The following is a 14,217-nucleotide window of genomic DNA, read 5'->3' on the forward strand; positions in this document are numbered from 1 at the left end:
CCCCTTCGACTCCGACGGCGCTCCTCCCAAGGCTGCTGATGGCTAGGTTCCGCGATCCAGCTCTGTTCTCACAGCACTTCGGCGTCGACCCTCGGCGCTTGGCCGATCGCGGGATTTTCGATCCGGTCCTCAACGGTGACACGAAGCTGTTCATCGACCCCATGCTCTTCGACCAAGCAGCGGATAGGTCGTTTGCGACGGAAGCGCGTCAAACCTTCAATAGCTACTTCGAGACGGTTATCAAACTCATCGCCGGCTCGAAGACCCACGGTGACGCGCCTTGGCGGGCGGCTGAGCGAAAGCTGCAATTTCCTGAGGTACCGTTCACCTGTTTAGGCTACGGCGCGTCGACAATCCGCGGCAGCGGCGGAGGCAAGGTCCAGACGAGCGCGCTGGTTCAGACCGCATCGGAAATCATCGGTCTCGGCGTGACCGATCCCGACCTTTTCGTTGCGATGGCGCTCATTGAAGAGGGCATCGGGCCTGATCGAATCAGCGACATGACAACGAAGATCATTCTATCGGTGCTGATCGCGCATACGGAAGCTATCTGCAAGGCGTTGAGTGTCGCGACGGAGCAGATGACGTTCGCACTCTCCAATGGCGAGAGGTTCTGCGGTTCTCTGCCTCGCAATCCACACGACGGCCGCGGCGGTCCGGTTATTCTCGTTCCTCGCGACGTGCTGCGCGACCTGCCTATCGCTACGGATTGGAACAGTGTCAGCGACGCAGCTTCGAAGAACGCCGCCCTTCGAACTGACCTCAACGAGCGCATCGCGGGTGTCTGGGCGGCGACGATGAGGCGGGACAAGGCCACGATCCGAGACTGGGCCTTATCGAACGACACATCGTTCCGTGACCTGCTCGACCTGCTGAAGGGCATTCCGGCGACAAGCTACGACTTCAGCGCGGACCCAGCCGGCGAGGTTTTCTGGAGCGGAATCCTCTCGACGTTCAAAGGCAACGATATTCAGAAAATCGACAAGCCTCAGGTCTGGACGCGTGAGGCGATCCTGTCCGTTGTTAACAAAATTATCGAAAACTTCCGCCACCTCGTCGAAGACCGACGCTTATCGGAGGAACTGTATCACGATGGAAAGCCGCGAGCAGAGAAAGCGGCGCAAAGGCTGTTCTTCGTCGTGGCGCACGCTTTCTGCAAGGCCAACAACCTCGATCTCACACCCGAGGCGGACACCGGCAACGGTCCCGTCGACTTCAAGGTATCAAGCGGCTTCACCGGGCGTGTGCTCGTCGAAATCAAACTCTCGACGAATGGTAAGGTCGTCGCGGGCTACACGCGGCAACTTGATACCTACGCAACTGCCGAGGAAGCCGCCGCAGCCTATTACGTAATCGTGGACGTTGGCCAGATGGGCGGGAAGCTGGAGAAGCTGATCGCGGAGAAGAACCTGCTCGTAATGACGAATAAGCCGGTCCGGCCAATCATCATTGTAGACGCTACGCGCAAACCGTCGGCGAGTAAATTGTGAAATTTGGGTTTGTCCCCTGAACTGTTGGCAGAAATGCAGTTCCAACTGTCGAGTGCAGCAGACATACCAATTTAATCGAGACACCTAATGTGGACACAGGGAATGTCTCATACGGGGCAACGTCACAACGTCATCCGGAGTAGCAACTTTGGGAAAAGCTGTCGCATGCTAGGTGTTGATCGAGCGCGTTCGGCTCAACGTCGACGAGGACAACTTGGCTGGCATGAGAAATGCGCGCCACCCACGATCTGCGTCGAGACCGACCGGATGATCGATGCGCTCTCAACCCTTTACCCTCGGAACTAGTGATGATGCGCGCGGGAGATCTCGATGCGGCTTGAGAGTTTCGAGGAATGGTTCGCCGTTCGTCCGAACCATAGCGACGAAGCCGATCACCTGCCCGGACGCCTCACCTTCGATTTGGATGAGGGGATATATCTGGACACGATTCGCTTCTCGGGGAGCAGCGAGAACCAGGAGGCATTTCTCGTCAGCGGTCAGACCTTGACAGGATGGCTCGACTATCAGCGGCCGGCAACACTCATCCAGCCGTGGCTTCAGAGAACCGGCGGATTGAACATCAGCATGGATACCCCGGCAATGCGGGAGTCCCAGCGGTTCGTCGCTAACGCCCTCCTCAAGAATGTCTTCTTAGAGGACATCAGCGCCCCCATCTTCACGGGGCTCGTGGTCGAACACCCAGCATTTCATGCTTGGGTAAATCCTCGTCTTGTCAATCGAGACTGGTCGCGGCCCGAGGATGTTGGTCTCCCCTCTCTTTCTGTCGACGTTCAGCCGCCGCAGCAGCGCATTTTCACCTTGGCAGATGGAACGCAGGCGAAAGTCACGAGCGCGACGCGTGTTCCTCGAGGCGAGGCCACGACGCTGGAAGAATACACCATCCTGGAGCTGCATTTCCCTCAACCGGTCGATTTCGACGCGATCACTCGTGTGACGTGGCGGGTTTCCGCCCTGTTCGAATTTCTAATCGGCGCACGCGTGCAGGCACCGACCTATCACCTTCCTACGACGCATAAACGCATGTGGAATGGCGAGGAGCGCAAAGTCGTCGCCGAGTTCTGGTATCTCCCGATCTCCAGAAAGAATCGCCGAGACGCTCTACCAGCGGCACACCATCGCTTGACGTTCGAGGAACGGTCCCCTGTTCCATTGGAGACGCTGCTGAACCACCTCTCGGGAGGCAGTGACGAGCTCATCTTCCTGGCCGACCTAATTCAGAGCGTGGAAGATTACGACCTCTCCCCCACTCAAGGATACAGTGAGCTTATTGGCTGCCTAGAAGCCTTTGACGATCGCACATTCGGATCGGGAGCGGATGAAAATTTCAAACGGGATATGAAGGGCCTAGAAGATCTGGTCGATAAGCACGGCTCATCAACGGACATTGACTTATTTAGACGAATAAGCGGGACAGCATCAAATAGATTTTCTCTTCTCAAGCGCCTCGAACGCCTGCATCAGATGTGGCACGAGGATGGTTTCAGGGGAAGTCCGGACCTTAAGCGTATCCGTGATTTACGGAATGTCGTTCCGCACGGACGGGGGCTGGAAGTGTCTAGTCAGGTTGCACAAGAAATGATGACCTATCTTCGCGACCTCACGGCGTTGGGTCGCTATCATGTTCTGAAGGTGCTCGGATTCACCGGAGATCAGATAGGAGCCGCCTTCGCGTGGCATGCGCATCGCTATGGGATGTTTGTCCCGGAGCGGATGATCCCGTCACATCAGGGGGTTCATGACGATAGCAGGATTGGGGACAAAGCTGAATCTTTGGACTTTAATGCCCGGAGGCCGTCATGAAAAAGGTTCTGGCTTCCGTCCCCTGCTCTATGAAACCGGCTGGCCGATAGCAACGTGACGCCCGAGCTTTGCTTCGACCAAACTCCGCTACCAAGATTGTGCTGTTGGTGTGGAATGGCAGAGATGGGTAACCCTCGGAAATGGTGCTGGCGCTCATCGAACGTAAATCGATCGGAAGTGCGTGGGAGTCAAGCGCACGCTTGGGTGCATCAGAAGGAGCATTCAATCCAGGGTAAATTCGATTGCTTCACTACAGCCGGCGGGGGACCATCATTTCCTTCAGAGGCTTTTCAACGGGCACAACCGTCAGGTAGCCAATCGTCGGCGCGCCGCACGAGGGCGTAGCGCATGGCGGCGGCGATCTTGGCGCTCTTTGGCAACCGCTCTAGTTCTGCGGCCCAACGAGCGAACAGATCGGCGATGAAATGCGTTGTGGCGATATCCCCGGTCGATTGCCGTTTCCTTTTCGTTCCGCTACGTCCTTACTAGCCTGAATCGGGGGAGCCAGTTGGGGTCTTTGCAATCCTTGATTGAGGAACAGTTGTCCGCCTTGCCGCGTGTCATCGCCGCCGAGGTAGTTCGCGACAAACTCAAGGCGGTTGGGCAGGCCGAGGATGAGAAACTGATCAGCGCTATTGTCGATCGGCTGCTCGGAACCGATGCTGGCGAAAATGCCGACGACGAGGATGTTTTTGAAGTCGAATCCGAACGGGAGATCATACTCCAGTTCACCGATGCTGACGCAGCTCGCGTGCAGGAGTTTATGAACAATTTCAGCGAGACGCTGCCCGACCTGATCCACACGGTCGCTGAAGAGGCGGCGGGCCAGATGCTGCGTCGATACGAGCGCGATTGGGCCGTCTGGCGGGATGCGACGAATATCCAGATGGATCAGTTTCGCTTCAATCTGCAGGCGCGTTGGGGAAAGGGCTTCGATGCACTGCGGATGTTGATCGAGCTGTCGCGCGACATCGGTGCGGATTTTCACCGTCGCGCGCGCCGCTCACGTTCGCACCGCCGAGCGCATCTCAACAAGGCGCTCTCCCACCTCCACGTTCGCGCAATCCAGATCGCGTCCGAGATCATGGTGCTGATGGAGAACGGCTACGCCGACGGCGCGATGGCACGATGGCGAACCCTTCACGAGGTCGCGTGCGTGGCGATGGTACTCAATAGCGGCGGCGAAGCTTTGGCGGAACGGTATCTCGCGCATGAGATCGTCGAGGCGAAGAAAGGTCTTGGGCAGTACCAGCAATGCCACGCTCCACTCGGCTATGCCCCCTTCGCGAAGCGTGCGGCCGCGCGCATCGAGCGCGACTATGCCGACGCTATCCACCGCTACGGCAAGGAATTTGGTGGCGACTATGGCTGGGTCGCTGCACATCTCGGGAACCCCAAACCCAATTTCAGCAACATCGAGGATGCCGCCGGCCGGGCGATGATGCGCTCGCACTACAAGATGGCGAGTCACAATGTTCATGCAAGCACAAAGGGCATTGCTCATCGGCTCGGCTCGCTCGACCGCCGGTTCGCAACCATCGCAGGTGCCAGCAATGTAGGTTTTGTCGAGCCCGGTCAGAATCTGGCGCTAAGCCTTTTGCACATCACCATGCTTCTGCTTCCGACGTCCTGGACGCTCGACAAGATCGCTCATCTGACGGCGCTCAACAAACTCCACGCGCGTATCCCGCGGGCGTTGGCGCAATCGGAGCGTGCGATCGAGCGAGACGAGAAGAAAATTCGTGAGGCAGCGGTCGCTCGCCGGGTGAAGCGGCCGCGACCAGAGCGCTGATCGAGATTGCTGCGCCACCGCTGGCGACAGAGCAGCTACTTAAGGGTACGGAGGGGGCATGAAATCGGGGGTCAGCAATTCAATTTCCGACGGTGTGGTGTTTGTCTCACCTCCAGTAGTCGCGGCCGTCATTGCACTCGCCGGCGTTTTGATCGGTTTGGTGGTGCGCGACATTGTCATGGCAATCCACCTCACCCGCAAGAAGCGCGCGGACGAGCTCGCCGACAAGAGGGAGGCGGATAGAGAAGCCCGCCGCGATCTGGTGCGCCTCTATGCCGACCCACTCAAAGATTCAGTGACGAGTTTGAAATATCGGCTGCACGAGATCGTCGAAAAAAGGCAGGCTCGCTACCTCCGCTCGGACGCGCCGAGCATTCCGTTCCTTGAATATAAGCGTATAAGCACGCTCTATCGGATCGCTGCCGTGCTCGGCTGGATCCGCGCCATTCGTCGTGAGCGGAGCTATCTCGATCCGCAACAAGCGGCTACGTCAAACGAGATGCAATCGATCGCCGAACTCGAAGGCGCCTTGGCGGATGGGACCCATGTTGAGCTGCAGCGGCTTGATGAATTGCTGACGCTGTGGCGCGTTCGCTCCATTCCTTCCGAGGTAAAGGATCACGTCGCCAATCTTATTGATGGAGAGCGAGCGGATTATTTGGCGCGAAAAGGAGTCCTTGGCGCACGCGACTTGTCGATTGCCGACCAGGTTGAGCTTGCCGAGCGATGCGCCGATATCATGCGAAAGCATTCAGGTGCCGATATTCCGAATGATCTCGTCGCGGCCACGGCGGACCAAGCTTCGGTCGTCTTCGGCATCAAGGAGGCCTATATCTACCGCGATTGGCAGGCGGCTATAGGCGACCTTATGCTGCAGGAGAGTAAGATCGGCACCCGTTATTTCTCAGTTCTCGGATTCGGGCCGTTCGAAGACCTGTTTCTCGATGCCTATGGAGGAGAGGAGCAAAAAGGCGCTCGACGCTGGTTTGATCGCCTTCAGGCCCTCCTTCACGATTTGGACATGGCGCACGAGTGTGTGTTCGACGCAAGGCGCGATCAGCTTCGTAAGCTATATCAGTGTTGTGTGAACTTGGACTCGGCTTTGGAGGAGCGGTCGAATAAGGAGCAGGGTACGTAGGTCGCGAGAGTGCCTCCTCTGACCATCGCCAGCAACGCCAACGATAGCGGATGCAAGACTACCGGAGTATGGATTTCCTGGAAGCGGACATCGTGGAGGTCGGCAACGGGTCATCTTTTGCCTTTGCGAACAGGGGTACCCCGGCCCGATCGTTTGGCTCGATAAACCCTGAAGCAAAGTCCCGTTGGAAGCGGAGATACGGCGCCTGCTGCGGCTGCTGTCAGAACGGTGAGATAGCGCCACCATCGTACGACGCATCCGTCGCAGGGCATGCTCAGATCGGTCGCCAACGAGCGGGAAGTGAAAGCGAGGGCTCGGCGGCAGGATGAAAGGCGGGAGCTGTCCCGGTGCTTGGAAAGGAAGGCCTGATCGCCGCAGCGAGGCATAGGGGGCTACCGACCTCGTGGCACACCAGAGGCCGAGGGAGCCAGGGGCGCCAAGCCGCGCGTCTCATACGCTGTCGAATTTTGGAGAAGACGGGATTCGTATGCAGTGAGAGCCGCTGTGCGACCCTGCCAAGGCGGCGAATCAGCTTTCAGCGCAAGGATAAAAACGGGCGTCCGCCACCCAAATGCCACAACAACTTATAGTTGAAATGGTGCACCCGACACGATTCGAACGTGTGGCCTCCGCCTTCGGAGGGCGGCGCTCTATCCAGCTGAGCTACGGGTGCCTGCTGCTTACGCAGTGCTTACTCGGATTTCCTGCGAAAGTTAAGCTCCAGGAGCCAACCCTCACAAGCCACTGAATTCAAAAACTCTTTTCTTCACACTTTTCGCATCGGCCGGCTTGACACGTGCCTTCGGAGGGCGGCGCTCTATCCAGCTGAGCTACGGGTGCCGCGATGCTGGGCATCGACGGATGACTTCATAATCCATGGACCGGCATCCCGCAACTGCATGCGGCACGTTTCGCACAGGCGTGTGGGAATGCCTCAGCGCGCGTCCTCCAGGATCATGGCAGCGGCCTTCTCCGCGATCATGATGGTGGGGGAATTGGTGTTGCCCGAGGTGATGGCCGGCATCACCGAGGCATCCGCCACCCGAAGGCCCGCAATGCCCAGCACCCGCAGCCGGGCGTCCACCACCGCCGAAGGGTCGGAGCCCAGGCCCATCTTCGCCGTGCCGACGGGATGGAAGATGGTGGTGCCCACATCTCCCGCGGCGTGGCGCAGGGCGGCTTCATCGCCATCGGCGGCGGCAGGCCCCGGCACCAGCTCCTGCGGGGCGAAGGCGGAGAGCGCGGGCCGGCGGGCGATGCGCCGCGCCACGCGGATGGACTGCGCCGCCACGCGCTGGTCCTCCTCCGTCGCGAGGTAGTTGGGGCGGATGGCGGGCGCGGCGGCGGGGTCCGGGCTCTTGAGCCGCAGCGTGCCGCGCGAGGTGGGGCGCAGATTGCACACGCTCATGGTGAAGGCGGGAAAGCGGTGCAGCGGCTCGCCGAACCTGTCGAGCGAGAGGGGCTGCACGTGGAATTCCAGGTCCGCCCGCTCCTTCTCGGGAAACGAGCGGGTGAACAGGCCGAGCTGCGAAGGCGCCATGGTGAGCGGCCCGCGCCGCCGCAAGGCGAAATCGAGCCCCATGCCGATGCGGCCGAGAAGGGAATGGTAGCGCTCGTTCAGCGTGCCCGCGCCCGAGACCTTGAACACGGTGCGCAGTTGCAGGTGGTCCTGCAGGTTGGCGCCCACGCCGGGCAGGTGGTGCGCCACCGCGATGCCAAGCTCCGACAGATGGTCCGCCGGCCCGATGCCGGACAGCATCAGGAGCTGGGGCGAGCCGATCGCGCCCGCGGCCAGCACGACCTCACGCCGGGCAGCGAGGGTGCGGCGGGTTCCGTCCTTCATGCGCGCCACCACGCCGGTGGCGCGGCCGCCTTCGAGGCACACGCGCTCCACATGGCCGGCGGTGACGAGATCGAGATTGGGCCGCGAGAGCGCTGGCTTCAGGAAGCCGCGCGCCGCGCTCCAGCGCAGCCCGCGCTTCTGGTTCACATGGAAATAGCAGGAGCCGGCATTGTCGCCGGTGTTGAAGTCGTCGATGGGGGGAATGCCATCCTCGGCGGCGGCGCGGCGCACGGCGTCGAGCAGAGGCCAGGTGACACGCGGAAACTCCACGTGCCATTCCCCGCCGGCGCCATGGAAGCGGCCGGAGCCGAGGAAATGGTCCTCATGCTGCCTGAACAGGGGTAGCACATCATCCCACCCCCAGCCTTCGAGGCCGAGCTGGCGCCAGTGGTCGTAGTCCCCCGCCTGGCCGCGCATGTAGATCATGGCGTTGATGGCCGAGGAGCCGCCGATGACCTTGCCGCGCGGATAGGAGAGCGCCCGCCCGTTGAGCCCCGGCTCCGGCTCGGTCTTGAAGCACCAGTCGGCGCGGGGATTGCCGATGGCGAAGAGATAGCCGACGGGAATGTGGAACCAGATCCAGTCGTCCTTCCCGCCCGCCTCGATGACGCAGACCCGCACGTCGGGATCGGCGGAGAGGCGATTGGCGAGAACGCAGCCAGCGGAACCCGCCCCCACGATCACATAATCGTACGGCTGCGACACGTCGGCCGCGTGCGCCATGGTCTTCCTCCCCAACATCATTTTTATTGCCGGGGAGAGTGCGGGGATCGGGGCCGGAAGGCAAGCCGTCCCTCCCCTGCCCGCGGCGGTGTTGGGGGAATAGGCGCCCTCCCCCCTTGCCTTCGGCGCGCGGCGCCTGTCCCATGCGGGCGACGCGTTCGGACCGGCACGGGGGATCCAGAGGCCATGAGTTCCAACACCTCCTTCTTCGGCGACCTCCTCGGCAGCATCGCGGAGCGTGGCCGCGCGCTGCTGGAGCGCTCCGGCCGGGTGAGCGGCGCCACCAAGGCGGCGACCCTGGTGGAGCGATGCGAGGAGCTGCTTTCGGGCAAGGGCGAAGCATCGGGCGTCGCGCTCGCCACCGACATTCTCGGCCGCTACGGCCGCATGAAGACGGGCGAGCGCATCGCCTTCTTCGAGGCCCTGGCGCAGACTTTTGGGGTGGACCGCGCCCGGCTTGAGACCGCCATCGAGGCTTACGGCCGCACCGGCTCCGACGCCGCCGCGGCCGAGCTGCACGCCGCCAGCGAGCCGCGCCGGCTGGAGCTGTTCCGCCGCTTCAACATGGCGCCGGGGGCCACCTTGTCGCTGGTGCGCATGCGCGAGCACGTGATGGACGCGCTGGTGCACCGCAACGACCTTTCCGCGGTGGACCGAGACTTCGGCCACCTGTTCTCGACCTGGTTCAATCGGGGGTTCCTGGTGCTGCGCCGCATCGACTGGTCCACGCCCGCCAACGTGCTGGAGAAGATCATCCGCTACGAGGCGGTGCACGAGATCCGCGACTGGAACGACCTGCGCGCCCGCGTCGACAGCCCGGACCGGCACTGCTACGCCTTCTTCCATCCGGCGCTGGTGGACGAGCCTCTCATCTTCGTGGAAGTGGCGCTGGAAAAGGACATTCCCGGCGCCATCGCGCCCATCCTCGACCAGCGGCGCGAGCATCTCGACCCCGCCAAGGCCACCACGGCGGTGTTCTATTCCATCTCCAATTGCCAGCGGGGCCTCGGCGGCGTGTCGTTCGGCAATTTCCTCATCAAGCAGGTGGTGGAGGAGATCTCGCGCGAGCTGCCGAACCTCTCCACTTTCGTCACCCTCTCGCCGGTGCCCGCCTTCGGCCGGTGGCTGGAGGCCGAGCGCACGAGCGGCTCCTCGGCGGTGCTCACGGCGGTGGACATCGAGACGCTGAAGCTGCTCGATGATGCCGAATGGCCACAGAAGGACGAGGCTCGGGATGCGCTCGCCCCCGTGCTGAAGGCGGCGGCGGCCTATTATTTCCTGGTGGCGCGAACGGCCAAGGGGCGGCCGGTGGACCCGGTGGCGCGCTTCCACCTGGGCAACGGCGCGCGGCTGGAGCGCATCAACCCCATGGGCGACCTTTCCGCCAAGGGCGTCGGCCAGGCCGCGGGCCTGATGGTGAATTATCGCTACGTGCTCACCGACATCGAGAAGAACCACGAGGCCTTCTTCGGCAAGGGCGACGTGGTGGCGAGCGCCGCCGTCAAGAAGATGCTGCGGGCCGAGCATGCCTCCCGCGCCCTGGTGCCGGCGAGCTGAAACGACAACAAGGGAAACGCCCATGGACCCGCGCCAGACCAGCGCCAACGCCCTCTTCGCGGCCTTCCGCGCCGCTGTGCCCGCCCCGGAGAAGCCGCTCGCCCTCCATGCCGACGGCCAGGTGGAGACCTATGGCGACGCGTTCGCCCTCTCCGGCCGGCTCGCCAACCTGCTGGTGGCGCGGGGCGTGAAGCCGGGGGACCGGGTGGCGGTGCAGGTGGAAAAATCCTGGCCGGCCCTGGTGCTCTATCTCGCGACGGTGCGGGCGGGGGCGGTCTACCTGCCGCTCAACACCGCCTACACGCTGGCGGAGGTGGAATATTTCCTCTCCGACGCCGAGCCGTCCCTGTTCGTGTGCCGGCCGGAGATTCTCTCCGAGGCGCAGGCGCTCGCGCGGAAGGTGAAGGTGCCGGCGGTGGAGACGCTCGGAAGCGACGGCGCCGGCTCCCTCATCGAGGCCGCCCATGCGCTGCCGGAGGCGTTCGCGGACGTGGCGCGCGGACCGGACGACCTCGCCGCCATCCTCTACACCTCGGGCACTACGGGCCGGGCCAAGGGGGCCATGCTCAGCCATGACAATCTTCTCTCCAACGCGCTGGTGCTGAAGGATTACTGGCGCTTCACGCGCGACGACGTGCTGATCCACGCGCTGCCCATCTTCCACACCCACGGCCTGTTCGTGGCCTCGAACGTCATCCTGCTCTCGGGCGCATCCATGATCTTCCTGCCGAAGTTCGATGCCGCCGAGGTGCTGGCGGTGATGCCGAAGGCCACCTGCCTCATGGGGGTGCCCACCTTCTACACCCGCCTGCTGGAGCAACCCGGCCTCGACCGCGAGGCGGCCCGCACCATGCGCCTGTTCGTTTCCGGCTCGGCGCCGCTGCTGGCGGAGACCCACCGCGCCTTCCAGGAGCGCACCGGCCACGCCATTCTCGAACGCTACGGCATGACCGAGACCAACATGAACACCTCGAACCCCTATGACGGCGCGCGCATCGCCGGCACGGTGGGCCTGCCGCTGCCCGGCGTCGCGGTGCGCGTCACCGATCCCGAGAGCGGGCGGGTGCTCGGCGCCGGCGAGATCGGCATGATCGAGGTGAAGGGGCCGAACGTGTTCAAGGGCTATTGGCGCCTGCCCGAGAAGACCCGCGCGGAATTCCGCGACGGCTTCTTCATCACCGGCGACCTCGGGCGCATCGACGCGGACGGCTACGTCTCCATCGTCGGGCGCGGCAAGGACCTCGTCATCACCGGAGGATTCAACGTCTACCCCAAGGAGGTGGAAGGCGAGATCGACGCCATTGCCGGCGTGCTGGAAAGCGCCGTCATCGGCGTGCCGCACCCCGATTTCGGAGAGGGGGTGACCGCCGTCGTGGTGCTGAACAAGAACGCCCGCCTCACGGAAGACGATGTGCACGCCGCCCTTGCGGACCGGCTGGCGAAGTTCAAGCAGCCGAAGAAGGTGTTCTTCGTGGAGGAGCTGCCGCGCAACACAATGGGCAAGGTGCAGAAGAACGTGCTGCGCGAGACCTATCGCGACATCTATCACGCCGCCTGAGGCGCGCGGACGCAGAGGCGGCGGGCGGCGGACGCCCGTCCCGCAGGAGCGAACACATGGCTGTGCGGCCCATCGTGCCCTTCCCCGACCCGCGCCTGCGCGCCGTGGCGGAACAGGTTCAAGTCTTCGACGACGCGCTGCGGCGCCTCGCGGAGGACCTTCTCGACACCATGCGCGCGGCGCCGGGCATCGGCATCACCGCCCCGCACATCGGCGTCGCGCTGCGGGTCGTGGTGCTGGAGCTTTCGGCGGAGGACGGGGTGCGCACCTACGTCAATCCCAGGCTCCTGTGGGCCTCGCCGGAGACGATCCGTCACCAGGAGGGCAGCGTTTCCATGCCCGGCGCCACGGAGGAGGTGGAGCGGCATGCGCGCGTGCGCGTCGCCTACCAGGACCTCGACGGCGCGGCGCGGGAGGAGGAGGCTGACGGGCTGCTCGCCATCTGCCACCAACACGAGATCGACCAGCTCGACGGCATCTTCTGGCTTCAGCGCCTCTCGCGCCTGAAGCGGGAGCGCCTTATCCGCCGCTACGGCAAGCAGCAGCGCGGAGCCTGAGCCGCGCCCCGCCGGCACTGATGCGCCGGCGGGCGGGACCGCCGCCCCTCAGGCGGCGGCGAACTCCTCGACGAAAGTGTCCACCGTCTTGCGCAGGTCCCCGGCCTGGCGCGAGAGGCCGGCGGACAGCGTCATGAGCTGGCTGGAGGCGGCGCCCGTCATGCCCGCCGCCTGCCCCACGCCGGCGATGTTCTGCATCACCTGATGGGTGCCGGCGGCGGCCTTCTGGCAGTTGTGGGCGATTTCCGCCGTGGCCGCGCTCTGCTCCTCCACCGCGCCGGAGATCGCCGAGGAGATCTCCTTGATGGTGGTGATGACGCGCGCGATGCCGGCCATGGACTGGACAGTGCTTTCGGTTGCGCTCTGGATCTCCGACACCTTGGCGCCGATCTCCTCGGTGGCTTTCGAGGTCTGGCCCGCGAGCTGCTTCACCTCTTCCGCCACCACGGCGAACCCCCTGCCCGCCTCGCCGGCCCGCGCGGCCTCGATGGTGGCGTTGAGGGCCAGCAGGTTGGTCTGGTCGGCGATGGTGCGGATGAGGCCGATGACGTCGCCGATGGCGGAAGCTGCCGTCGCGAGATCGGAGATGCGGGCGTTGGAGCTCTGCGCCTCGGCGAAGGCCGTGTCGGCGATCTGCACCGAATGCGCCACCTGGCTGCTGATTTCGCGGATGGAGGCGGCCATCTCCTCCGAGGAGGCGGCCACCGTCTCCACATTGGCGGAAGCTTCCCCAGCGGCACCAGAGACCGCCTGGGCCTGCTGGGAGGTTTGCTCGGCCGTGGCGGAAAGGCCGCCGGCCGCGTCCGCCACCTCGCCCGAGGAGCCCACGAAGCCGGCGGCAAGCTGCTGCATCCGCTCGACGAAGGTGGCGGCGAGCGCCTCGCGGCGGGCGTGGGCGTCGCGGTCGAAATTCTCCAGCTTGGCGTGCTCCTGCTTCAGCCGCTCTCCCTCACGCAGGCGGTCGCGCATGTAGACCACGCTCCGGCCGATGGCGCCGATCTCGTCGGAGCGGTCGGCCGTGGCGATGCTCATTTCAAGATGCCCGTCGCCGATGGCCCGCACCTCCGTGGCAAGCGCCTCCAAGGGCCGGATGATGGAGCGGGAGAAGAAGTAGGCCACCACGCCCAGCGCCGCCACCACCAGCAGGACCACCAGGCCAAGCTGCCGCAGCTGCGCATAGAAGGTGGCATTCACGTCATCCACGTACACGCCGGTGACGACCACCCAGTTCCAGGGCCGGAACGGCGCCTCGTAGGAGATCTTCTGCACCGGGGTGCGGTCCGGTCCGGGCTTCGGAAAGTAGAAGCTGGTGAAGCCCCCGCCCGCCTTGGCATTGTTCACCTCGCTCTCGATCAGGCGGGTGCCGTAGGAATCCGTCTCGTTGATGCGGTCCTTGCCCTCAAGGTCGGCGCGCGTGCCATGATAGAGGGTCACGCCCTCGAAATTGTGCACGAAGAGGTAGTTATACCCGTCGAAGCGCGTGCGGTGGATCATCTCGGCGGCGCGCTTCTGCGCCTCTTCCTCGGTGATGACGCCGCTGCGCGCCGCCTGGTAGAAGCCATCGATCTGCGAGATCGCGGCTTCCACGATGTTCTGTGCCGCGCGCTTGCGCTCGGCGATCATGTTGTCCCGCAGATCGAGCATGAACATCGCGCTGAGCGCCAGCAGGCCGAGCATGAACATGCCGATGAGGAGGAAGATTTTGGCCTTGATCGACGTCACGCTCATGGCTTGTCTC

9 protein-coding genes and 1 tRNA gene are annotated in these 14,217 nt (G+C 63.5%); 7 read left to right on the forward strand and 3 right to left on the reverse strand.

What is annotated here, in order from left to right:
• The first annotated feature begins 38 nt into the window (after nt 1–38).
• From V5F75_RS15390 to V5F75_RS15405, 4 genes are all read left to right on the forward strand, one after another.
• A complete protein-coding gene (locus tag V5F75_RS15390; RefSeq protein WP_394033665.1) occupies nt 39–1,490 on the forward strand; it encodes a DUF8370 family protein in 1,452 nt (483 codons plus the stop codon).
• Between the two features lie 330 nt (nt 1,491–1,820).
• Nucleotides 1,821–3,311 (forward strand): ApeA N-terminal domain 1-containing protein, encoded by a 1,491-nt coding sequence (locus V5F75_RS15395; RefSeq protein ID WP_394033666.1) that lies wholly within the window; start codon nt 1,821–1,823, stop codon nt 3,309–3,311.
• A gap of 541 nt (nt 3,312–3,852) precedes the next feature.
• Complete coding sequence (locus V5F75_RS15400) at nt 3,853–5,103, forward strand: DUF5677 domain-containing protein (RefSeq protein WP_394033667.1); 1,251 nt, start codon at nt 3,853–3,855, stop codon at nt 5,101–5,103.
• A gap of 58 nt (nt 5,104–5,161) precedes the next feature.
• The gene (locus V5F75_RS15405) at nt 5,162–6,241 is read left to right on the forward strand and encodes a hypothetical protein (RefSeq protein WP_394033668.1); all 1,080 of its coding nucleotides are present in this window, start codon (nt 5,162–5,164) and stop codon (nt 6,239–6,241) included.
• Between the two features lie 596 nt (nt 6,242–6,837).
• On the opposite strand, the gene V5F75_RS15410 is transcribed toward V5F75_RS15405, so the two are convergent.
• Nucleotides 6,838–6,914, reverse strand: a tRNA-Arg gene (locus V5F75_RS15410).
• 261 nt (nt 6,915–7,175) lie between these two features.
• Complete coding sequence (locus V5F75_RS15415; protein WP_394033669.1) at nt 7,176–8,807, reverse strand: GMC family oxidoreductase; 1,632 nt, start codon at nt 8,805–8,807, stop codon at nt 7,176–7,178.
• Between the two features lie 186 nt (nt 8,808–8,993).
• Here V5F75_RS15415 and V5F75_RS15420 point away from each other — a divergent pair, with 186 nt between their 5' ends.
• The 3 genes from V5F75_RS15420 to V5F75_RS15430 are packed head-to-tail and all read left to right on the forward strand — an operon-like array spanning nt 8,994 to nt 12,479.
• Complete coding sequence (locus V5F75_RS15420; RefSeq protein WP_394033670.1) at nt 8,994–10,364, forward strand: malonyl-CoA decarboxylase; 1,371 nt, start codon at nt 8,994–8,996, stop codon at nt 10,362–10,364.
• Between the two features lie 22 nt (nt 10,365–10,386).
• A complete protein-coding gene (locus V5F75_RS15425) occupies nt 10,387–11,922 on the forward strand; it encodes a malonate--CoA ligase (protein WP_394033671.1) in 1,536 nt (511 codons plus the stop codon).
• Between the two features lie 56 nt (nt 11,923–11,978).
• Nucleotides 11,979–12,479, forward strand: coding sequence for a peptide deformylase (locus V5F75_RS15430; protein WP_394033672.1), 501 nt, complete (start codon nt 11,979–11,981; stop codon nt 12,477–12,479).
• A 48-nt stretch (nt 12,480–12,527) separates the two neighbouring features.
• On the opposite strand, the gene V5F75_RS15435 is transcribed toward V5F75_RS15430, so the two are convergent.
• Entirely contained in the window at nt 12,528–14,207 is a 1,680-nt protein-coding gene (locus V5F75_RS15435; protein ID WP_394033673.1) for a methyl-accepting chemotaxis protein, read from the reverse strand.
• Nucleotides 14,208–14,217: the final 10 nt, after the last annotated feature.

Origin of the sequence: Xanthobacter albus (assembly GCF_043194895.2) — a bacterium.
In the GTDB taxonomy this organism is placed as follows: Bacteria; Pseudomonadota; Alphaproteobacteria; order Rhizobiales; family Xanthobacteraceae; genus Xanthobacter.

Bases quoted from the DNA above. Each gene is read 5' to 3' on its own strand.
- V5F75_RS15390 (WP_394033665.1), top strand. From the start codon at position 39: ATGGCTAGGTTCCGCGATCCAGCTCTGTTCTCACAGCACTTCGGCGTC.
- V5F75_RS15395 (WP_394033666.1), top strand. From the start codon at position 1,821: ATGCGGCTTGAGAGTTTCGAGGAATGGTTCGCCGTTCGTCCGAACCAT.
- V5F75_RS15405 (WP_394033668.1), top strand. From the start codon at position 5,162: ATGAAATCGGGGGTCAGCAATTCAATTTCCGACGGTGTGGTGTTTGTC.
- V5F75_RS15415 (WP_394033669.1), bottom strand. From the start codon at position 8,807: ATGGCGCACGCGGCCGACGTGTCGCAGCCGTACGATTATGTGATCGTG.
- V5F75_RS15420 (WP_394033670.1), top strand. From the start codon at position 8,994: ATGAGTTCCAACACCTCCTTCTTCGGCGACCTCCTCGGCAGCATCGCG.
- V5F75_RS15425 (WP_394033671.1), top strand. From the start codon at position 10,387: ATGGACCCGCGCCAGACCAGCGCCAACGCCCTCTTCGCGGCCTTCCGC.
- V5F75_RS15430 (WP_394033672.1), top strand. From the start codon at position 11,979: ATGGCTGTGCGGCCCATCGTGCCCTTCCCCGACCCGCGCCTGCGCGCC.
- V5F75_RS15435 (WP_394033673.1), bottom strand. From the start codon at position 14,207: ATGAGCGTGACGTCGATCAAGGCCAAAATCTTCCTCCTCATCGGCATG.